The organism is Candidatus Mycalebacterium zealandia (assembly GCA_014075295.1).
GTDB classification, from domain to species: Bacteria; Desulfobacterota_D; UBA1144; order Nemesobacterales; family Mycalebacteriaceae; genus Mycalebacterium; species Mycalebacterium zealandia.
The window spans coordinates 1,058,683-1,076,843 of record CP046180.1 but is presented as its reverse complement, the minus strand read 5'-3'; the positions used below and the strand labels follow the sequence as shown (position 1 = coordinate 1,076,843).

The window sequence follows — 18,161 nt, the reverse complement described above, 5'->3', positions numbered from 1 at the left end:
TCCCTACCTGTTTTTTTTGGGTCTGTCTTTTTCCTCTATGTATTCCCCGATTTGAACTTTGCCTCTGATTTCGGGTGGCAGATTGCTCAAATCCGGTTTGGGCATATCCGTTGAAAGGTCACTTGTGAAAGAGAATGACGATACCACCTTTTTCGCTTTTTTTGAACCGCATGAGGGACACTTCACCCTTTTTTCATCGCCTTTTTCATATATCAGTTCGGAAAAACGGAAAACATCAGTGTTCATAACAAACATCGTCGAGCCGTCTTCGGAATACCGGATTATGTCCTGCCCGTTTTCCGCAGGTTTTCCGGCTTCGGCTTCAATTTTGCCTTTTTGGAGGTCAATTATCTGCGCGCTACGCACAACTGAGTTGTCTTTTACGGTTTTAGGCACGGACTTCCCGCCGCCTTTCATAATGTTGCTTATCGCTTTTTCCGCGCTTGTTCTGCAAGGTACACATTCATATTCAAACAACGGCATAATTTCTTCCTACCTTTTGAAATACTGATTCAGGGTGTCCTGCCCGACCCAGTTCTGGCGCTCCTCGTCTTTTTGCACTTTGTAGTCCTTATGCCAGCCGAAGTCGTCTCCGGGACCGGGTTCCCTGTCTCTTTTATCAAAAATCGCCTTGAAGGTTGAAAAAACCCTCTGCACCTTTCCGCCTTGGCACAACGGGCATTTCGGCGGCGGCTCTCCGGGTTCCATCAGTTCGCTGAATTTGAAGTCTTTAAGTTCAAGGTAGAGCGATTTTCCCCCTTCAAGCGAGTATTTGAAACGGCGCGTGCTTCGCGACCGCGCAGGCATTTTTTCGCCGAGAGAAAACATCGGCGCTTCCTTTTTTTCCTTCGCGACCTCTATATAGAGGAAGCCGGGGTTTTCCTTTGATATCCGCGAAGCGTTTTTTTTGTTCAGGTTCTCAACAAGACTTGAGATGTCTTTGTTGAACCTGTCCATGCATCCTTCGCATTCATACTCATAAAGAGGCATAATAGAATCGAGATTCTACATATATTTGCCGTTTATTAAAAGGAACAAGTCTTGAAATTATTACCGGAAAACAGCACGGAATTGATTGTCCGGCGGACCGGAGCGGTCATTTCGCTTGAAATAAACAGACCTGAAAAGAGAAACTCTCTGTCTCCCGACGTTCTGCGGAGTATTGTCCGCGCGCTTGAAAAATTGAAAAAAGACGACTCGGCGCGTTGCGTTGTGCTTTCAGGGCGGGGGGGCAAGGCGTTTTCATCGGGATACGATTTTTCCTTTGTGGCCCCCGGAGACATAACCCGCGATTATGGCAGAAAAAAACATCCGCTTGCCGCCGCCTGCGACGCGGTGGAGAATTTCCCGCGCCCCGTTCTGGCGCTTGTGCGCGGCTACGCGGTTGGCGGAGGGCTTGAGCTTGCCGCCGCTTGCGACCTCATAATCTGCTCGGACGATTCAAAGTTTTCCATGCCTCCTTCAAAGCTCGGAATCGCCTATCCGTTTTCGGGTTTGCGTAGAATTGCCCGTGCGGTCGGGATTGCGGGCGCAAAACGGATGTTTTTCGGCGCGGAAACCTTTACGGCTCAAGAAGCGTTTCAGGCGGGGCTTGTAAGCGAAGTAACTTCACCTTCAGCTCTTGAAGACACCGTTTACGCGCTCGCCCGCAAAATCGCGGAGGGCGCGCCTCTGTCAATCCAAGCCTCCAAACAGGGGCTCAACATTCTTGCGAAATCCTCAAAACCTTCCGCGAAAGATTCCACCTCTCTGCGCGCAATGTTTGAAAAAGTCTGCGAAAGCGCCGATTTCAAAGAGGGAATGAAATCGGTTGCCGAAAAAAGAAAGCCGGTTTTCAAAGGGCGTTGATTTACCGCCCGTAAATATCTTCAATAAAATCTCTGTCTTTGCTCCAGCCCGGTTTTACCATCACGTTCAGTTCCAGAAAAACTTTTGTTTCGAGAAAATTCTCAATATCGTTCCTCGCGCGCGAACCAATTTTTTTCAGCATCTCGCCGCCTTTTCCTATAACGATTTTTTTATGAGACTCTTTTTCAAGAAGCACTTCGGCGTTTATGTAGAGAATGCCACCTTTTCCGCGCCGCATTTCCCTGACCACAACAGCCGATTGGTAGGGCACTTCTCCGTGAGTGAGGCGAAAGATTTTTTCTCTGACAAATTCCGCCGCGATAAATCCGTCCATCGCGTCCGTGCCGTTGTCATCGGGGAACTGTTTTTCGCCTTCTGGCAGGGATTTTTTCAAAACTTCAAGCAGGCGCTCAGTACCGGTTTTTTTGAGCGCCGAAACCGGAACAATATCGGCGATTTTGTCGCCAAATTGTTCCGATTTTTTTATCGCTTCAAGAACAGACTGTCTGCTCGCGATGTCGGTTTTGTTCAGAGCCACTATCACGGGGCGCGAAGAATCCCTGATTGCCCTGACTTCGCCCGCGCCAAAGGCGGCGGAACTGTCCGTAACGGCAAGTGTTATGCCGCTCTCCAGCGCTCCGAGCGCGGACGCGGTCATTTTTTTGAGCAGTTCTCCCTTCGGGCGGACTATTCCCGGCGTGTCAGTGAAAACTATCTGTGCTTCGTCGTCCGTGAATATGCCATTTATGCGGTTGCGCGTTGTGTTGGGTTTTGAGGATGTGGCGCAGATTTTCCGTCCCACAAGCGTGTTCACAAGTGTGGATTTTCCCACATTCGTTCCGCCGACCACCGACACAAAGCCGAATCTGTATTTTCCGCCACCTGACATTTCTGACAAGAATGGCGTATTCGGCCGCCAAGAGCAAACCGCTCGGACAGGTTGAAAATCAGTAAAGTTGGTATAGAGTGAGATTTTGCCCGCGCATGTGCGCAAAAAACATCGCGGGACAGGGGGAATTCTTTGAAAGATTATGTTTTTACACCCGGTCCAGTTCCGGTTCCGAGCGATGCTCTGATTGAGATGGCAAGGCCCATCATCCACCACAGAACCGCCGAATTTGAGTCAATAGTTGAACAGATACGCGCCGACCTGAAACAGATTTTTCAGACTTCCGGCGAGGTTCTGGTACTTGCTTCCTCAGGCACGGGAGCGATGGAGGGCGCGGTTTCAAACACACTTTGCCGGGGCGACAGGGTTCTTGTCGTCAACAGCGGGAAGTTCGGAGAAAGATGGGAAAAAATCTGCGGCGCTTTCGGCATTGAAGTTGAGGAAATCACGGTTGAGTGGGGAAGGGCGGTTGATCCCGCGCTCATACGGCAAAAACTCGACAAAAACCCCTCCATACGCGCGGTTCTGATGCAGGCGAGCGAAACCTCAACGGGCATAAAAAACCCGACCGCCAAAATAGCCGCAATTACGCGCGAACGGGACGACGTGATTCTGATAGTGGACGGCATAACTGCCGTGGGCGTTTTTCCGTTGCCGTTTGACGAACTTGGCATTGACGTGCTTGTCGCGGGCTCGCAGAAGGCTTTTATGCTTCCTCCGGGGCTGTCTTTTGCGGCAATGAGCACCAAGGCGTGGGAGTTCAACAAAACCTCGGACCTTCCGAAGTTTTATTTTGATTTCAAAGCCGCGGCAAAAAGCGCGGACAAAAACACAACTCCGTGGACACCGGCGGTCAGTCTTGTAAGAGGGCTGTCGCAGGTTTTGAAAATGTTTGTCGGAGAAGGGCTTGAAAATATGCACAAACGGCACGCGGTTTTTTCTTCCGCGACCAGAAGCGCTTTTGAAGCGATGGAAATGGAGTTGTTCACAAAGGATGAGCCCAGCCCCGCGCTTTCAGTCGCGGTCGCGCCGCCTGATATCGGCGCGGGACCGCTGATAAAAACCCTCAAAGAGGATTTTGGAATAACGGTCGCGGGCGGTCAGGATCAGGCAAAGGGGAAGATTTTCCGCGTTTCCCACATCGGATACATAGACCGTTCGGACACAGTCGCGGTTGTGTCTGCGGTTGAGCAGAGTTTGAAAAAACTCGGGCACGGGTTTGATTTCGGCTCCGGTGCTGAAGCCGCCGCCCGCATAATCAGTGAAAACCTGTAAACATTCGGCGCAAGCGCGGGATTTTTATATTTCTTTGAGCGAACTGAAATGTTTGTCTGCGAGTGGGTCTTCATCTTTTTCTGAGATTAGATACGCGGCTTCGTACTGCCCGCCGCGGTTGTGATAAAGACGCGTTCCCGAAGGCGTTTTAATGTAGTTGCCGGAAATTTCGCAACCGTCCGGCATTTCAACTTCATAGATTGAAAAGGACAGGGTTTGCGAACCGAGGTTAAAATTTCTGCGCTTCTCGCCGATCTTTTTTACTTTGATCGTTTCTTGCAGAGCGTACGGGAATATCTGCCCGTGAACCTGAATTTTCATCCGTTCTCCTCGTATCTGATTTGGTTGAGCGAACCGACGCACATAAGCAAACGCGCGATTTTTTCGTTCTTTTTATACGCGGATTTTTTCTCAAGCGTTTTTCCGCACCCGGCGCACCGGTTTGACGATGCGGATGAAAAACCACACGGCGCGCACCGGAAAACCGTTTCATCATGCCAGCGCATCAAAGAGTAAATCAACTCGTTGACGCCCCAGCCGACCATTACGTCTCCCCACTGGTCAATCGCCTCTATCAGTTTCCGTCTGTGGGGTTCGGGAACTTCACTGAAGTCTCCCAGATACACACGCTCGCCTGTTGAGGCATACACGCCGAAATTGCGCGCCGTCACAGTTTTGCTGTCCGGCTCATAAGGATATGATCCGCGAGCACAAGATTAACCATCGCTTCGGCAATGGGAACCGCCCGCGGGCACAGGCACGGGTCATGTCTGCCTTTGACTACCAGATTCTTTGGAGAGCCCTTTTTGTCAACCGTTTTCTGGGTTTTTGATATTGACGAAGTGGGCTTTATGGCGATTCTGACCACGAGATTTTCGCCGTTTGTTATGCCGCCGAGCAACCCGCCCGCGTTGTTTGTTTTGAATCCCAGAGAGCCGTCTTTGCGCTTGAACATCAAATCGTTTACTTCAGATCCTTTCTTTTTCGCCACATCAAACCCGCTTCCCACTTCAAAACCTCTTATGCCGCCGATGCTCATCAGAGCGGAAGCCAAATCCGCGTCAAGTTTGTGAAAAACCGGCTCGCCAAGCCCTGCGGGAAGTCCCTGTGTTATAACCTCAACCGTTCCCCCGACTGAGTCTCCCTGCCGCCGGACGGAGTCTATGAGGTCAAACATCTGTTTCGCTTTCTTTGCGTCCGGACAGCGCACGGGATTTTTTTCTATTTCACTAAAATTGACTTTTTCCGCAACTATGTCGCCCACACTTCTGACAAATCCGCGCGTTTTAATTCCGCGCTTTTCAAGCAGTTTTTTCGCAATAGCGCCCGCCGCGACCCGACCGGCCGTTTCCCTTGCCGAAGCCCTGCCTCCGCCTCGGTAGTCTCTGAATCCGTATTTTTCATCGTATGTGAAATCGGCGTGTCCGGGGCGGTAGGTGTCTTTTATTTTCTCATATGAAGACGAGATGACATCGGTGTTGCGCACAAGCATGGAAATCGGTGTGCCAAGCGTTTTGCCTTTGAACACGCCGGACAAAATCTCAACCTTGTCCGCCTCTTTGCGTTGTGTCGTAACCTTGCTTTGCCCGGGGCGGCGGCGGTCAAGTTCGTTCTGAATGTCGGTTTCGGAGATTCTGAGTCCCGCCGGACAGCCGTCCAGCACAACCCCGATGGCGCTTCCGTGCGACTCTCCCCATGTTGTGATTCTAAAAACTTTTCCGAATGTGTTTCCGGCCATTTGGATATAATACCCGCTTCTTCAGAGCAATCTGCGCGACTTAAACCATTCAACGGTCTTGCGCAGACTTTCCTCCACCGAACCGCGCTTGTATCCCAGTTCCCTCTCGGCTTTTGAACAGTCTGTGTGCCAGTTGTAGCGCGACAGTTTGACGGAATCCAAATCCATTGTTGAGTAGTTCGGAAACGCCAGTCCGAGAACGCGTTCGGCGAAAAACGCGGACACGTATGCCGCCGGGTAGGGGATTTTCAATTTCGGCGCGGGCACCCCTGTTACTTTTTCAAGCAGGGTGAAATACTCAAGCACCGTCAGGTTTGTGTTGCTCAGGATATAACATTCTCCGGTTTTACCCTTTTCCGCGGCAAGTATGTGTCCTTCCGCCACGTCTTCAACATCGGTAAGGTTGAGAGTGCCGTCCATGTATCCGGGGAAACGCCTTTTGCAATACCACAGAACCGATCCCACGCTGGACAGATATTTGTCTCCGGCTCCGATAACAACCGAAGGATTCGTTATCACGACATCAAGCCCTTTTTCGCAAAAATCAAGCGCCGCGGCTTCGGCGGCCCGTTTCACGTTCATATATCCGATGTTCGCGCCTTGAAAATCCGTGTCGGTTTCAGAGTCTTCCGTTATAAACCCGTCCTTAACCGCCGGCCCCAGCGCCGCCACACTGCTTGTGAAAACCACTTTTCGCACGCCCGTTTCAAGAGCGGCGGACAAAACATTCCGTGCTCCCTCAACGTTTATCTCCACCATTTTCCCGTAGTCTCTTTTTTTGAACGAAACAAAGCCCGCGCAGTGATAAACGGTTTCGCATCCTTCAAGGGCTTTCAACACCGATGCGCGGTCCGTTATATCGCCGTTTATTTTTGTTATGCCGGCGCGGTCAAGGTCTCCGGTGTCGCTGGTTGCGCGCACAAGGGCGCGAACTTCGTCTCCTTTAGTTTTCAGTTTTCGCGCTATATGAGAGCCGATAAACCCAGTTGCTCCGGTCATTAAAACTGCCATGTTAAAACGCCTCCCGATTAGAATCCGATGAATTAGAAGTTAGAAGTTTGAGATGGAGTTGTCAACGGTTATTTGATTTGCCCCGTCCGCCGCGGGGGAGCGTCTTGCCTGTGTTTGCCGCCTCATATATTCTGGAACAGCCGCCGCGCGCGAGAAATCCCATGTCTCAGGCACACTCTATCGTTATGGAGAAAATCCGCAAAGATTACGCCGGGCGGCGTGTTCTTGACGGTCTGGATTTGCGTGTAGGGAAGGGCGAAACGGTTTTCATCAAAGGCGAAAACGGTTCGGGCAAAACTTCGGTGTTGAAAATTGCCGCCGCGCTGTCAAGACCGGCTGCCGGAAGAGCTCAAGTCGCGGGTTTTGACACCGTTTCTTCGCCGGAGCAGGTGAGGCGTAGAGTGGGGTTTGTTTCTCACGAAGACTGTCTTTACGAAGGTTTAAGCGCATTTGAAAATCTGCGTTTTTTCTGCGAACTCCAGAGCATCGGGAACGCGGCGTTTAGGGCGGAAGAGTTGATTGAAATCTTTGAAATTCCGTTTTCCCGGCGGCAGGGTTGCGGTTCGCTGTCGGCGGGAATGAAAAAACGGATTTCAATAGCGCGTGCCGTGTCGCACAACCCCGAAGTGCTTCTTCTTGACGAACCATTTTCCGGTCTTGACCGTAGAGGGAGCGAGATTCTTTCGCAAGAATTTGAGCGTTTAAAAAACTCCGGCGCGGCCGCGCTTGTTTCAACTCATGGAAATTTTGAGGGTTCCGATATTGCGGATTGGACGGTGGTTATTACCAGCGGTCGAGCGGACCGGAGCGGGAGCGTTTTGTGAGAGCCATCTGGACTGTTTTTTTCAAAGATCTCTCCATTGAGACTTCGGGCGGGGGCGTTTTTCCCGCCGTAGCGGCTTTTGCGGTCGTCATAGCGTCCGTTCTGCACTTTACAAATGTTTTTCCCTCTGCGCCCGCCGTGACAAATGCCGCTCCGGCGGTGTTCTGGATTTCCACCCTGTTTGCCGCCACGATTGCATTTGAGCGCTCATTTGAGGTTGAGAGAAAATCCGAAGCCATTCGCATGGTTCTTATGTCGCCTGTTGACAGAGGTGCGGTTTTTATCGGTAAAACTCTCGCCAACCTGTTTCTTCTCACCGCCGTTCAAGCAGTTTTTGTTCCGGTTTTCGCTCTTTTTTTCTCTCTGGACGTATTGCCGGTTCTGGGACCGTTTGCCGCGACTGTTTTCGCGGGAACGGTTGGAGTGGCGGCGGTGGGAACCGCGCTTTCCGCACTTTCCGCACAAACCAGCATGAAAGGGGCTATCTTTCCGGTTTTGCTGTTTCCGCTTCTGATTCCGGTTTTAATAAGCGCGTCCGAATCTTTGTCCGCGGTGCTCGGCGGTGCGCCCGCAGGTGATTTTCCGCGCCACATGAAAGCGCTCATCAGTTTTGATTTTGCTTTTCTTGCGGCCGGCACACTGGTTTACGGATATATAATTGATGATGTTTAGGGGGATTTTTTGAGCGTTTCAAAGAAAATTGTTTTTGCTTTCGCGTTGCTTCTTACCGCGGTCGCGGTCTGGATGGGAATTTTTTACGCGCCGACCGAACTCAAGATGGGGCACACGCAAAGAATCTTCTATTTTCATATGGGCGCGGTTGCCGCGATGACCGTGGCTTTTATAATCGTGTTTGTTTCAAGCGTCGCTTTTCTGCGTTCAAGAAAGTCCGGGTGGGATGTGCGCGCCGTATCCGCGGCGGAGGTCGGAGTTGTTTTCACGCTTATAACTATGCTGACGGGCGCGATATGGGCGAAGCAGTCGTGGGGAACGTGGTGGGTTTGGTGGGACGCTCAGCTTCAAGCCACCTTTATCCTGTTTTTGCTCTATTGCGGCTACTTGCTTCTCAGAAGAGCGCTTCCCGAAGGCGAAAAAAGCTCCGTGCTTACAGCCGTGTTCGCGTGCCTCGCTTTTATAGACCTGCCATGGGTTTATGTGTCCGCGCGCGTTGTGAAAAGAGACATTTCCCCCGTTGTTTTCGGTCCGGGCGGAGAGGGCATTGCGCCTGAAATGATGCACACACTGCTTGTCAATATTGCGGCGTTTGTTTTTTTGTTCGTGCTGATTTTGCGCGAGCGCGAGAGGATTGAAACTTTGAGGCGGCGTATCAATTCGCGCCGCGAAGATTAGAGCGGCTATCCGGTTTTGCGAAACTCCGAGAATGAGTTTTCGTGTTCGCTCACAATTCTGCTTACGGTTGAGTAGTGAATTCCGAAATGGTCTGATATTTCCTTCATTGAGAATTCGCCCGAGCGATACGCCGCGAAAACCGCCTCATTTCTGTCCGTGATGCCACTGACGAAACGCTTGACGCTTTTGAGCGTCATTCTCTGCTCCGCCGGAATCTCTTTTGAGTGTTTTACGGACGCGAACTTTGAGGATCTTTCAATAAAGTCTCTGTCGCCCAGATAAATCTGGTTCTTGATTTCCGACCTGATGCTGTTCTGCTCCGGGGTTGAAATAAATTTTTCAAACTCCGTGCCGCCGCCGAAAATTGACGATATTGCCAACGGATTTATAAAAGAAACGCTTTCCTTTCCGCTTGAGGCGCGGCAACTGCTCCATTTCCACTGAACAGGTGAGGTGATAAGCCCTTTTCTGACCGGATTTGAGAGCGTGTGCCTGATAACTCGTTTCAGATATTTTTCCTTCTGGAAAATTACGGAGTTAAACCTGCCCGTGAAAAGATGCCCCGACCGGTTGTGCTTTCTGTTAAATGCTTGTGTGTAAACTCCGTTCAACTGCCTCATTCCGGCTGAAAGGTTGGCTTTGGGAGTTTCAACGACAATATGGTAATGGTTGCCCATCAGGCAGTAGGCGTGGCAAATCCATCCGAATCGTGAGCACACGGACTCAAAAGTGTTCATCCACAACTTGCCGTCATCGGAACTGATAAACACCCTCTGGGACGCGTTCCCCTTTGAGGTTACGAAGTAATAGGCGTTTTGATACTCTACTCTGAGCGGTCTTGCCATGCTGGCACGATTATAAGATTTTTAAATTCAAAAGGTCAAGACTTGACCCCTTGAAAACTAAGTTTTTTAGGGTTTTGAGCGCGGCGGTCGTTTCTTTTCTCCCCGTTTCTGCGCCTCGGCGATTACGGATTGAACCTCTATCACCGTCATATTCATCTTATACCATCCCGGTTCGTAACTGCCTTCTTTGTTTTCCTCTATCTCTTCGGCGGAAATTCTCATCAGCACAAAGACGTAGCCGCTCGCGTCAACAAGAGGGTCTCCCGTGAGCAGGTTGGGGAACTCTTCAAGCCCGCACTCTCTCTGCCACGGCCTCAAGTCAAAAAAATGAACACAGTCCTTGAGCGGAATTTGAAACATCCGTTTGTTTTCGGATGCCTCTTTGTCCTCAACTGAAAAGTAGAAAATATCAGCCATCTTTCAAACCTCCCGCGTGTCAGCCGCCGCTACGGTTCCCGATGTCTTTTCTGTAGACAAGCGTACCGGAACCGGTTTCTCCGTCAATTCGTTCCACCGTTTCATAAGCGCGTGCCGCCGCTTTTCTTATTGTATCTCCAAGAGCCGTCACTCCCAAAACTCTTCCGCTTCCGGTAACGACTTTTCCGTCTTTTTCCGCCGTTCCGGCGTGAAAAACCACCGACTCCTCCCCGTCATTCGGAATCCCTTTCAATTCCGCGCCTTTTTCGTATTTTCCAGGGTAGCCGTTTGAAGCCATTACCACGCACACAGCCGCGCTTTCATTCCATTCGGGCGGCTTCTGGTTTGCCAGCGTTCCGTCCGCCGCAGCGGCAAGAAGCGGCACGATGTCGGATTTCATCCTCATCATAAGCGGTTGGGTTTCGGGGTCTCCGAAGCGGCAGTTGAATTCAAGCAGTTTTATGTCCGCGCCGTCTATCATAAGCCCCGCATAAAGAACGCCTTTGTAGGGTTTTCCTTCCTCCGCCATTCCCTCAATGGCGGGTTTCATAAACTCATTCATTATTTTCTCCCTGATTTCGCCTGTCGCGATTGGCGCGGGAGTGTAAGCTCCCATGCCGCCGGTGTTGGGTCCGCAGTCGCCGTCAAGAAGCCGCTTGTGATCCTGAGACGGTTCAAGCGGAATAACGGTTTGCCCGTCCGATATGGCAAAAAATGAAAGCTCCGCGCCGGGCAAAAACTGCTCCATCACAATGCGGTTTCCGGACTCCCCAAACACCTTGTCGCTCATGATTGAGCGCAACGCATTTTCGGCATCCTTTCTTTTCTGGCACACAAAAACCCCTTTCCCCGCCGCAAGACCGTCCGCCTTTATGACAACCGGGAAATCCGTTTCTCCAAGCGCGCGAATCGCGTCATCAACATTTTCAAACACATCAAAATCAGCGGTTGGAATGGAGTGTCTGCGCATAAACTGTTTTGAAAAAACCTTGCTTCCCTCAATTTCCGCCGCCGCTTTTGAGGGGCCGAAAACCCTGATTTTTTTCGCTTCAAGCGCGTCCGCAAGCCCGAGAGACAGGGAAACTTCCGGACCTATGACCACGAGCTCCGGTTTCTCTTTGAGCGCGAGCGCAACCATTGCTTCAGTGTCCGCCGCCGCAACAGCAACGCACCGGGCGCGTTTTGTTATTCCCGCATTTCCCGGAGCGCAGACAATTTCCGAAACCAGCGGACTACGCGCTATTTTCCAGCAAAGCGCATCTTCTCTGCCTCCTCCGCCAACCACCATCACTTTCATTCAACAGTTACCACTTTGGCGAGATTTCGCGGCTGGTCAACATCCTTTCCGAGCGAGCGAGCCACATGATAGGCGAAAAGTTGCAGCGGAATGACGGAAACAAGCGGGTTCGCAATCAGTCCGCATTCTGGCACGCGGATTATTCTGTCTTCTTCATCCAAATTCGGCGCTTCACAATCCGGCATAACGGCTATTACCCTGCCGCGCCGCGCCTTCACTTCCGCCATGTTGGAAAGAAGTCTTTCAAAAGACGGCTCTTCACGGGATGGAAACACGAAAACCACGGGCATTTTTCCGTCAATAAGCGCGATGGGCCCATGCTTCATCTCTCCCGCCGCCGCACCCTCGGCGTGAATGTAGGAAATTTCCTTCAACTTCAGAGCGCCTTCAAGCGCAACCGGATAGCCGAGCCCCCGTCCCAGAAAAAGAAAGTTTGAGTGCTCTGAGAATTCCACTGCGATTTTGGCGATTTCATCGTCAAGTGCTAGGCATTCGGACTGAAGCGCCGAGATTGAGCGCAACTCTTTCTCAATTTCCGCCGCGCGGTTTTGCGGAAGTGTTCCGCGCGCTCTGCCGATAAAAAGCGCGAGCGCCGCGAAAGTCGCAACCTGAGTAGTGAACGTTTTTGTTGAGGCGACAGAAACCTCTCTTCCGGCTTTGGTCAGAATGACGTTCCGCCCCGCGTCAATTATTTTCCCGAACGGATTGTTTGTCACGACAACTGTTTTGGCGCCGCTTTCCGCCGCTTTGGACAAGGCGAGCAGGGTGTCCGCCGTTTCGCCCGATTGCGACACGGCTACCACAAGTGTTTCGGGACCCGCTTTTGTGCGGCGGTAACAGAACTCCGAGGCGATTTCCGAATCCGCATGTATCTGCGCGATAGATTCAACCAGATAGCGTCCCGCTATGGAGGCGTAGTGAGAGGTGCCGCAACCCACAAAAACGACCCTTTCAACGGAGCGGATAAGTTCGGGGTCCAGATCGTCAAGAACCGGTACGCCACCTGTGTGAATTCTGCCTCTGAGTGTGTCAGCGACCGCGCGTGGCTGTTCATAAATCTCTTTGAGCATATAGTGAGGGAAGCCGTTTTTGTCCGCGTCAACGGCGTAACCGCCGTCTTCAATCTTTCTGGCGGGGCGTTTTACCGTGTTGCCTTCCGAGTCCGTTATCGTGATGCCGCCGGGTTTTATGACGGCAAATTCGCCCTCTCCGAGCGCCGTAACCTCGCCGCACCACTGCGCCAGAGCGGGCACATCGGAGGAAACAAACTTCTCATCTCCCGAATCCGCGAGCACAATGGGCGAAAACCGTTTTGCCGCCACGATAGTATCCGGTTCTTTTTCCGAAACCGCCGCGATTGCCGAGTAGCCCGTTATTTCGGCAAATGTTTTCTTCACTGCTTCAAGAAGGGTGTCTCCCGCACCGTGAAACTCATCAATAAGGTGCGCGATGACTTCGGTATCAGTGTCAGACAGGAAAACCCTTCCGGCGGATTCAAGACGCTCGCGCAGAGGTTTCCAGTTTTCAACAACGCCGTTGTGAACCACGCTTACCGCGCCCGCAGTGTGCGGATGAGCGTTTTCGCGGCTTTCGGGGTCGCCCTGAGTTGCCCAGCGTGTGTGTCCTATTCCGACTTTTCCTTCGGGAGGGTTTGAGCCAATTTCCTCCACAAGCCGGTTGATTTTGCCCGGAGTTTTGAAAACTGACGCGCCGTTCTCTCCAACAACACAGATGCCTGCGGAGTCGTAGCCCCGGGTATCAAGTTTTCCAAGCCCGTTGCACAGAACATTGCATGTTCGCTCGGCAAAACCCACGTAGCCAACTATTCCGCACATCAGTTTTTCGCCGCCTTGTCGCCGGGTTTGCGCCATCCGCGAACTTCTTTCTGTTTGCTTCTGCCAATTGCGAGTGAGCGCGGGGAAACGTTTTTTGTTATGACCGAGCCTGCCGCGGTTGACGCGCCTTTGTCCACTTTCACGGGCGCGACAAGAATTGTGTCGCTACCAATGAACACTTCATCACCGATTATTGTGCGGTGTTTTTTGTTGCCGTCGTAGTTGCAGGTGATTGTTCCCGCTCCTATGTTTACGTGCGCTCCGAGCGCCGAATCTCCGACATACGACAAGTGGGGGATTTTTGAGTTTTTGCCGACCAACGATTTTTTGATTTCAACAAAAGAGCCCGCACGCGCGCCTTCCATCAAAACCGTTTCAGGGCGAATTCTCGCAAACGGACCCGCCGCCGAGCCCGCGCGCATGTCGCAACTGTCAAGAATTGAGGAAAATTCCACTCTGCAATCCGCGCCGAGTTTGCTGTTCGTAATTTGCGAACAGGGTTCTATTACGCAGTTGGTTCCTATGAAGCTGCGGTTGATAAAACAGCACGGCTGTATGAGCGCGCCTTTTCTGATTTTTGTTTCGGGGCATATATACGTGGTTGACGGGTCGGCAATTATAACTCCCGCGCTCATGAGGCGGGCATTTGTTCTTTCTCTCATATATTTCTGAGCGGCCGCGAGTTCCGAAGGTGTGTTAACACCGGTGATTTCATTAAAGTCCGCCGTTTTGACCGTTCCCGTCCTTTCGCCCGTCCGCAGGGCTATCTCAACAAGGTCGGTTATGTAGTATTCGCCTTTGGCGTTTTTTTTGTTCAACAACGCGAGAGCGCGGCGCAGGAAAGAAATTTTGAAACAGTAAATGCCCGCGTTTATCTCATCTATACGTTTTTCCTTAACAGATGCGTCCCGATGCTCAACTATTTTTTCCGGGTCTCCGTTTTTTGAACGAACTACACGCCCGTATCCGTCCGGATTGTCCGCAATAGCGGTTACAAACGACAGAGCCGCGCCTTTTTTCTTCCGGTTCGCGACAAGTTTTTTGATAAGCGTTCCGGTAACGCCGGGTATGTCGCCGTTTACGACAACAACCTCGCCGTCCCGTGCGGAAATCTTTTTCATCGCGCTTGACAGCGCGTGCCCCGTGCCCCGTTGTTCGCGTTGGTAAGCGAACTCAAAGTTTCCGGTTCCGTTGTTTGACAGGTATTGGACCATCGAGTCTGAGTCAAACCCGACTACGGCGAAAGTTTTTTTCGGTTTTACGGTGTCAGTCGCGAGCGTGATATGCCGGATAATCGGCGTTCCCAGAACCGGAAGAAGCGCCTTCTGGCGTTTGCCTCCCATTCTGGAACTTTTTCCCGCGCAGAGAATTACGGCATACAAAGGCACAGTTTCAGGTCCGGTTAGGAAATGCTAAAACGGAATGTCGTCATCCATGTTGTTTTCGGGTATTTCAAGAGGGGTGCTGTTCTGGGGTTGTGATTGCTCGCCGCCCGTGTTTGCTGAGGCGCTGTCTCTTGAGTCGCCCAGAAACTGCATCTCTTTGGCATGTATCTCGGTTGTGTATCTGGTGTTTCCTTCCTTGTCTTCCCATGTCCTTGTTCGTATTGAGCCCTCAATGTAAACGGGTTTGCCTTTGGAGAGATATTGTCCGCAAATCTCCGCCAGCCGCCCCCACGCGACAATTCTGTGCCATTCGGTTCTCTCGCGTTTTTCACCGTCTTTTGAAGTCCATGATTCGTTTGTGGCGACCGAAAAATTAGCGACCGCCTGCCCCGAACCGGTGTATTTCATTTCGGGGTCACTTCCCACATTTCCGATTACAGTTGCCTTATTTACTCCTCTCATAATGTCTCAAATTCTATACGCATAACAAACCCTTTCCAAATGGCTCCTTACGCTTGCGGCGGTATGCATTCCAGCAGTTTGTCAACAATTCTCGCCGTCATTCCCCATATTCTCCGCTCGTGGTGAAAAAACTCCGGTTTTTCGGGACTTCCGCCGCGCCGCAATTCGTCCGCGGGTATCCAGAAAATTTCATCAACTTCATCGTCGCTTATCCGCATTTCAAGGTCTGAAACTCCGGTATCTGAAAAGAGGGCGCACACGAAAACATTTACCAGATATTCCCTCCGGTTTTTGTCCGTGTTGCCGCGCGGGGTTTCATCGTCAAGACGCCCGAGAATTTTTCCGTGGTTTTCAACTTCCATACCGGTTTCTTCGCGTGTTTCCCTTATCGCGGTCGCGAGCATGTCCGGGTCGTTTTCCTCTCTGGCTCCGCCCGGAAAAGCGATGTGCCCTGAAAACCTGTCAAGCGGATGCCGGGATCTTTTTATGAAACAGATTTCCACGCCGCCGTTCGCGCGTCTGACAATCGCCATAACCGCCGCTCGCGCCGCGCCGTTTGCAAGACTGAGTTCGCGCAAGGGCCGCCGCGCCAGATTTTTCTCAAAAGTTCTCGTAAAAAGTTCGTCGGACATTTTATTTTACAACCGCGATTATATTTCCCCATTTGTCAATTTCACAAATGAACTCCGGCGTTATCATCACAACGGAATTGTCTTCCAGAACCAGCGCGGGTCCCTTGAATTTGAAGCCCGCGCCCATTTCCGCACGATTATACAGTTTGAATTTTTTCGGCGTATCGCCGAGCCATATCTGCTTTTCGCGCGCGATCGGTTTCTTCCCGCGCGGGATTTCCGGCAGACGGACGCCGCTTTTTTCGCCGTGAAGGCGGACTCTCACCGCCGTTGTTTCAACCGGCTTGCCCCGCATTTCGTATCCGAACCTCTTGAAATGCGCGCGATGAAAGTCTGAAACAAATCGCCGCGAAAAAGGGACTGTGATTTCATGAGACTGTCCTTCGTATCTTGCGTCAACAAAGCGCTCGGCGTTGCGGACGTCTTTTTCCTCCGCGCGCGCGCTTTCTTCAAGTTTCGCGAGCCCGTTCGAAATAATATTCATTTGCGCCGGCGCGACCGCGAAACAACTTTTCACATAGTCTTTAAAAACATCTGAAAGGAGCATTCCCAGAGCGGAAAGAGCGGCGGGATGAACGGGGAAAACAACCTTTTTCATTCCAACCGCGACCGCGAGTTCGCAACAGTGGATACCCGCCGCGCCGCCGAATCCGAAAAGCGCGAACTCTCTGGGGTCAACCCCTCTGTCCGCGGCAATGACCCGTATGAGCCTCTCCATGGACGAATTGACAACCTTGATAACCGACTCCGCTTTTTGAAGGGTATTCTTTGACTCCATTTTCAGAGTTTCAATCGCGTCGCGCGCTTTTTTCGCGGAAACCTTTTTTCTTCCGCCGAGAAACCGTGCGGGTTCAATCCTGCCGAGCGCGAGATTGGCGTCCGTAATGGTCGGGAGTTTCCCCTTGCCGTAGCAAGCGGGTCCGGGTTCAGCTCCGGCGCTTTGAGGACCGGTTTTCAAAATCCCTCCCGAGTCCACGCGCGCTATGGAACCGCCACCAGCGCCGATGGTTGAGATGTCCACACAGGGGGCGCGCAGAGGAATTCCGCCCACGTTGTTTTGAGACGCGAATGCAACGGCGCCGTCGCAAAGCGAGACATCGGTTGAAGTGCCTCCCATATCAAGGGTTATGATTTTTTTTTCGCCCATTAGTTCGGAGATTTTGAAAGCGCCCACAACTCCAGCCGCGGGACCCGATGTCGCGATTCTCACAGGCTCGTCCGCGACTTTTTCGGGTGATGTAACGCCACCGCTTGACTGAACTATGGAAACTTTGCTCACCGAGTCCGATGATGACAACGCCTTCATATAGTTCGCCACTTTAGGAATCAGGTAGGCGTTGGAGACCGTTGTGGAAGTCCTTTCAAACTCCCGGAACTCAGGCGACACCTTTGATGAAAGCGAGACGGGTACGCCGAGTTTTTTCAGTTGTTTCTCCACCATTTCCTCATGCGCGGGATTTGCATATGAGTGAAGGAAGCAGACCGCGGCGGCTTTCGCTCCGGTTTTGCGCGCGGCGGCGGCGAGTTTTTTCGCCTCTTTTTCGGAAAGCGCGACAAGCACTGCGCCGTCCGAGTCAATTCTCTCTTTCGCGCCTATTCTCATTTTACGCTGCACAAGCCCCTCGCTTTTTTCCCAGAAAAGGTCGTAAAGTTTTTCGCGATTCTGCCTTCCTATTTCAATTACGTCTTCAAATCCACGGGTTGTTATTAAAACGGTTTTTGCTCCTTTTCTTTCAAGAAGTGCGTTTGTCGCCACCGTTGTTCCGTGAATGATTTCAACGGGTCCGCGGTGTTTTTTTGAGAAATGTTCAACGCCCGCGATTACGGCGAGCACCTGTGAGCGGGGAGTGGAGGGAACTTTATGAATTTGCGCCTCATTGCCGTCAAACAGAATTAAATCGGTGAATGTTCCTCCGACATCAACTCCTATTTTGAGCGTGGCGCTCATTGCCAGCGGTGTAATTACTGAAGTTTCAGGATTTTCCGTCTTCGGGGCTTGAAAACTCAATTTTTCCAGCCGCTATCTCTTTTAGAGCGCTGATAACGGGTTTGTATTCGTCCTGGACACGCGAACTCTTGTCCAGATTTTTTTCAATGACTTCGGGAGACGGAATTTCCCCATCGGACGACGGGTCAGCTTCGGCCGCCATGAGTTTCTTTTCCTTTTCACGTTCTTCAACCTTTTTCATCACAATTTGCTTGGCTCTTTTCATCGCAACAACAGACAGGGCAAATCTGTTTTCCACGATTTCCATGCAGTCTTCTATGGTAACTCTTGCCATTTCTTGCCTCCGTGGGGCGGTTTCAATCCGCCGTTTGTGCGTGTAATATAGCACAAATCAGGTTGTTGGAAA

The 18,161-nt window shown here is 51.6% G+C and carries 21 protein-coding genes; 5 read left to right on the top strand and 16 right to left on the bottom strand.

Annotation, left to right across the window (positions count from 1 at the left end; all coding sequences use genetic code 11):
- Positions 1-3: 3 nt before the first annotated feature.
- The gene (locus GKS04_05540; protein ID QMU56580.1) at positions 4-483 is read right to left on the bottom strand and encodes a hypothetical protein; all 480 of its coding nucleotides are present in this window, start codon (positions 481-483) and stop codon (positions 4-6) included.
- A gap of 9 nt (positions 484-492) precedes the next feature.
- Positions 493-990, bottom strand: coding sequence for a hypothetical protein (locus GKS04_05535; protein QMU56579.1), 498 nt, complete (start codon positions 988-990; stop codon positions 493-495).
- Positions 991-1,041: 51 nt separating this feature from the next.
- On the opposite strand from GKS04_05535, the gene GKS04_05530 reads away from it, so the two are divergent.
- On the top strand, positions 1,042-1,848 hold the full coding sequence (locus GKS04_05530; GenBank protein ID QMU56578.1) for an enoyl-CoA hydratase: 807 nt from the start codon (positions 1,042-1,044) through the stop codon (positions 1,846-1,848).
- Position 1,849: 1 nt separating this feature from the next.
- Here GKS04_05530 and GKS04_05525 read toward each other — a convergent pair whose 3' ends face one another.
- On the bottom strand, positions 1,850-2,737 hold the full coding sequence (locus tag GKS04_05525; protein ID QMU56577.1) for a GTPase Era: 888 nt from the start codon (positions 2,735-2,737) through the stop codon (positions 1,850-1,852).
- A 192-nt stretch (positions 2,738-2,929) separates the two neighbouring features.
- Between GKS04_05525 and GKS04_05520 the strand changes: the two genes are divergently transcribed.
- On the top strand, positions 2,930-4,012 hold the full coding sequence (locus GKS04_05520; GenBank protein QMU56715.1) for an aminotransferase class V-fold PLP-dependent enzyme: 1,083 nt from the start codon (positions 2,930-2,932) through the stop codon (positions 4,010-4,012).
- Between the two features lie 24 nt (positions 4,013-4,036).
- Here GKS04_05520 and GKS04_05515 read toward each other — a convergent pair whose 3' ends face one another.
- The 4 genes from GKS04_05515 to GKS04_05500 are packed head-to-tail and all read right to left on the bottom strand — an operon-like array spanning position 4,037 to position 6,761.
- Positions 4,037-4,333, bottom strand: coding sequence for a hypothetical protein (locus GKS04_05515; GenBank protein ID QMU56576.1), 297 nt, complete (start codon positions 4,331-4,333; stop codon positions 4,037-4,039).
- Entirely contained in the window at positions 4,330-4,683 is a 354-nt protein-coding gene (locus GKS04_05510; protein ID QMU56575.1) for a hypothetical protein, read from the bottom strand. Before GKS04_05510 ends, GKS04_05515 begins: the two co-directional genes overlap by 4 nt.
- Positions 4,680-5,750 carry a chorismate synthase gene (aroC, locus tag GKS04_05505; GenBank protein QMU56574.1) on the bottom strand — a complete coding sequence of 357 codons (1,071 nt, stop codon included), beginning with the start codon at positions 5,748-5,750 and terminating at the stop codon, positions 4,680-4,682. The genes GKS04_05510 and aroC overlap by 4 nt, the downstream gene beginning before the upstream one ends.
- 21 nt (positions 5,751-5,771) lie before the next feature.
- Entirely contained in the window at positions 5,772-6,761 is a 990-nt protein-coding gene (locus GKS04_05500) for an NAD-dependent epimerase/dehydratase family protein (GenBank protein ID QMU56573.1), read from the bottom strand.
- A gap of 104 nt (positions 6,762-6,865) precedes the next feature.
- Here GKS04_05500 and GKS04_05495 point away from each other — a divergent pair, with 104 nt between their 5' ends.
- From GKS04_05495 to GKS04_05485, 3 genes are read left to right on the top strand one after another with little or no spacing between them, the layout of a single operon-like run.
- Positions 6,866-7,585 (top strand): ATP-binding cassette domain-containing protein, encoded by a 720-nt coding sequence (locus GKS04_05495; protein ID QMU56572.1) that lies wholly within the window; start codon positions 6,866-6,868, stop codon positions 7,583-7,585.
- Positions 7,531-8,256 (top strand): hypothetical protein, encoded by a 726-nt coding sequence (locus GKS04_05490; protein QMU56571.1) that lies wholly within the window; start codon positions 7,531-7,533, stop codon positions 8,254-8,256. The genes GKS04_05495 and GKS04_05490 overlap by 55 nt, the downstream gene beginning before the upstream one ends.
- A 9-nt stretch (positions 8,257-8,265) precedes the next feature.
- Positions 8,266-8,934: a cytochrome C assembly protein gene (locus GKS04_05485; protein QMU56570.1), complete on the top strand. Its 669-nt coding sequence runs from the start codon at positions 8,266-8,268 to the stop codon at positions 8,932-8,934.
- A gap of 5 nt (positions 8,935-8,939) precedes the next feature.
- On the opposite strand, the gene GKS04_05480 is transcribed toward GKS04_05485, so the two are convergent.
- The 9 genes from GKS04_05480 to rpoZ form a co-directional block, all read right to left on the bottom strand.
- The gene (locus tag GKS04_05480; GenBank protein ID QMU56569.1) at positions 8,940-9,779 is read right to left on the bottom strand and encodes an addiction module toxin RelE; all 840 of its coding nucleotides are present in this window, start codon (positions 9,777-9,779) and stop codon (positions 8,940-8,942) included.
- A 66-nt stretch (positions 9,780-9,845) separates the two neighbouring features.
- Positions 9,846-10,196 (bottom strand): hypothetical protein, encoded by a 351-nt coding sequence (locus GKS04_05475; protein ID QMU56568.1) that lies wholly within the window; start codon positions 10,194-10,196, stop codon positions 9,846-9,848.
- Between the two features lie 19 nt (positions 10,197-10,215).
- A complete protein-coding gene (gene purD, locus GKS04_05470; protein ID QMU56567.1) occupies positions 10,216-11,493 on the bottom strand; it encodes a phosphoribosylamine--glycine ligase in 1,278 nt (425 codons plus the stop codon).
- Positions 11,490-13,328, bottom strand: coding sequence for a glutamine--fructose-6-phosphate transaminase (isomerizing) (gene glmS / locus GKS04_05465; protein ID QMU56714.1), 1,839 nt, complete (start codon positions 13,326-13,328; stop codon positions 11,490-11,492). The genes purD and glmS overlap by 4 nt, the downstream gene beginning before the upstream one ends.
- Positions 13,328-14,671 carry a UDP-N-acetylglucosamine diphosphorylase/glucosamine-1-phosphate N-acetyltransferase gene (glmU, locus tag GKS04_05460; GenBank protein QMU56566.1) on the bottom strand — a complete coding sequence of 448 codons (1,344 nt, stop codon included), beginning with the start codon at positions 14,669-14,671 and terminating at the stop codon, positions 13,328-13,330. The genes glmS and glmU overlap by 1 nt, the downstream gene beginning before the upstream one ends.
- A 69-nt stretch (positions 14,672-14,740) precedes the next feature.
- A complete protein-coding gene (gene ssb / locus GKS04_05455; GenBank protein ID QMU56565.1) occupies positions 14,741-15,175 on the bottom strand; it encodes a single-stranded DNA-binding protein in 435 nt (144 codons plus the stop codon).
- A gap of 47 nt (positions 15,176-15,222) precedes the next feature.
- Positions 15,223-15,807: an NUDIX domain-containing protein gene (locus GKS04_05450; protein ID QMU56564.1), complete on the bottom strand. Its 585-nt coding sequence runs from the start codon at positions 15,805-15,807 to the stop codon at positions 15,223-15,225.
- Between the two features lies 1 nt (position 15,808).
- The gene (locus tag GKS04_05445; protein QMU56563.1) at positions 15,809-17,815 is read right to left on the bottom strand and encodes a hydantoinase/oxoprolinase family protein; all 2,007 of its coding nucleotides are present in this window, start codon (positions 17,813-17,815) and stop codon (positions 15,809-15,811) included.
- Positions 17,781-18,089, bottom strand: a complete 309-nt coding sequence (rpoZ, locus tag GKS04_05440) for a DNA-directed RNA polymerase subunit omega (protein QMU56562.1) — start codon at positions 18,087-18,089, stop codon at positions 17,781-17,783. The genes GKS04_05445 and rpoZ overlap by 35 nt, the downstream gene beginning before the upstream one ends.
- Positions 18,090-18,161: the final 72 nt, after the last annotated feature.

What these genes read in the sequence shown, in the direction of transcription:
- GKS04_05540 (QMU56580.1), bottom strand. Translation starts at nt 483, where the DNA reads ATGCCGTTGTTTGAATATGAATGTGTACCTTGCAGAACAAGCGCGGAA.
- GKS04_05535 (QMU56579.1), bottom strand. Translation starts at nt 990, where the DNA reads ATGCCTCTTTATGAGTATGAATGCGAAGGATGCATGGACAGGTTCAAC.
- GKS04_05525 (QMU56577.1), bottom strand. Translation starts at nt 2,737, where the DNA reads ATGTCAGGTGGCGGAAAATACAGATTCGGCTTTGTGTCGGTGGTCGGC.
- GKS04_05520 (QMU56715.1), top strand. Translation starts at nt 2,930, where the DNA reads ATGGCAAGGCCCATCATCCACCACAGAACCGCCGAATTTGAGTCAATA.
- GKS04_05515 (QMU56576.1), bottom strand. Translation starts at nt 4,333, where the DNA reads ATGAAAATTCAGGTTCACGGGCAGATATTCCCGTACGCTCTGCAAGAA.
- aroC (QMU56574.1), bottom strand. Translation starts at nt 5,750, where the DNA reads ATGGCCGGAAACACATTCGGAAAAGTTTTTAGAATCACAACATGGGGA.
- GKS04_05500 (QMU56573.1), bottom strand. Translation starts at nt 6,761, where the DNA reads ATGGCAGTTTTAATGACCGGAGCAACTGGGTTTATCGGCTCTCATATA.
- GKS04_05480 (QMU56569.1), bottom strand. Translation starts at nt 9,779, where the DNA reads ATGGCAAGACCGCTCAGAGTAGAGTATCAAAACGCCTATTACTTCGTA.
- GKS04_05475 (QMU56568.1), bottom strand. Translation starts at nt 10,196, where the DNA reads ATGGCTGATATTTTCTACTTTTCAGTTGAGGACAAAGAGGCATCCGAA.
- purD (QMU56567.1), bottom strand. Translation starts at nt 11,493, where the DNA reads ATGAAAGTGATGGTGGTTGGCGGAGGAGGCAGAGAAGATGCGCTTTGC.
- glmS (QMU56714.1), bottom strand. Translation starts at nt 13,328, where the DNA reads ATGTGCGGAATAGTTGGCTACGTGGGTTTTGCCGAGCGAACATGCAAT.
- glmU (QMU56566.1), bottom strand. Translation starts at nt 14,671, where the DNA reads ATGGGAGGCAAACGCCAGAAGGCGCTTCTTCCGGTTCTGGGAACGCCG.
- ssb (QMU56565.1), bottom strand. Translation starts at nt 15,175, where the DNA reads ATGAGAGGAGTAAATAAGGCAACTGTAATCGGAAATGTGGGAAGTGAC.
- GKS04_05450 (QMU56564.1), bottom strand. Translation starts at nt 15,807, where the DNA reads ATGTCCGACGAACTTTTTACGAGAACTTTTGAGAAAAATCTGGCGCGG.
- rpoZ (QMU56562.1), bottom strand. Translation starts at nt 18,089, where the DNA reads ATGGCAAGAGTTACCATAGAAGACTGCATGGAAATCGTGGAAAACAGA.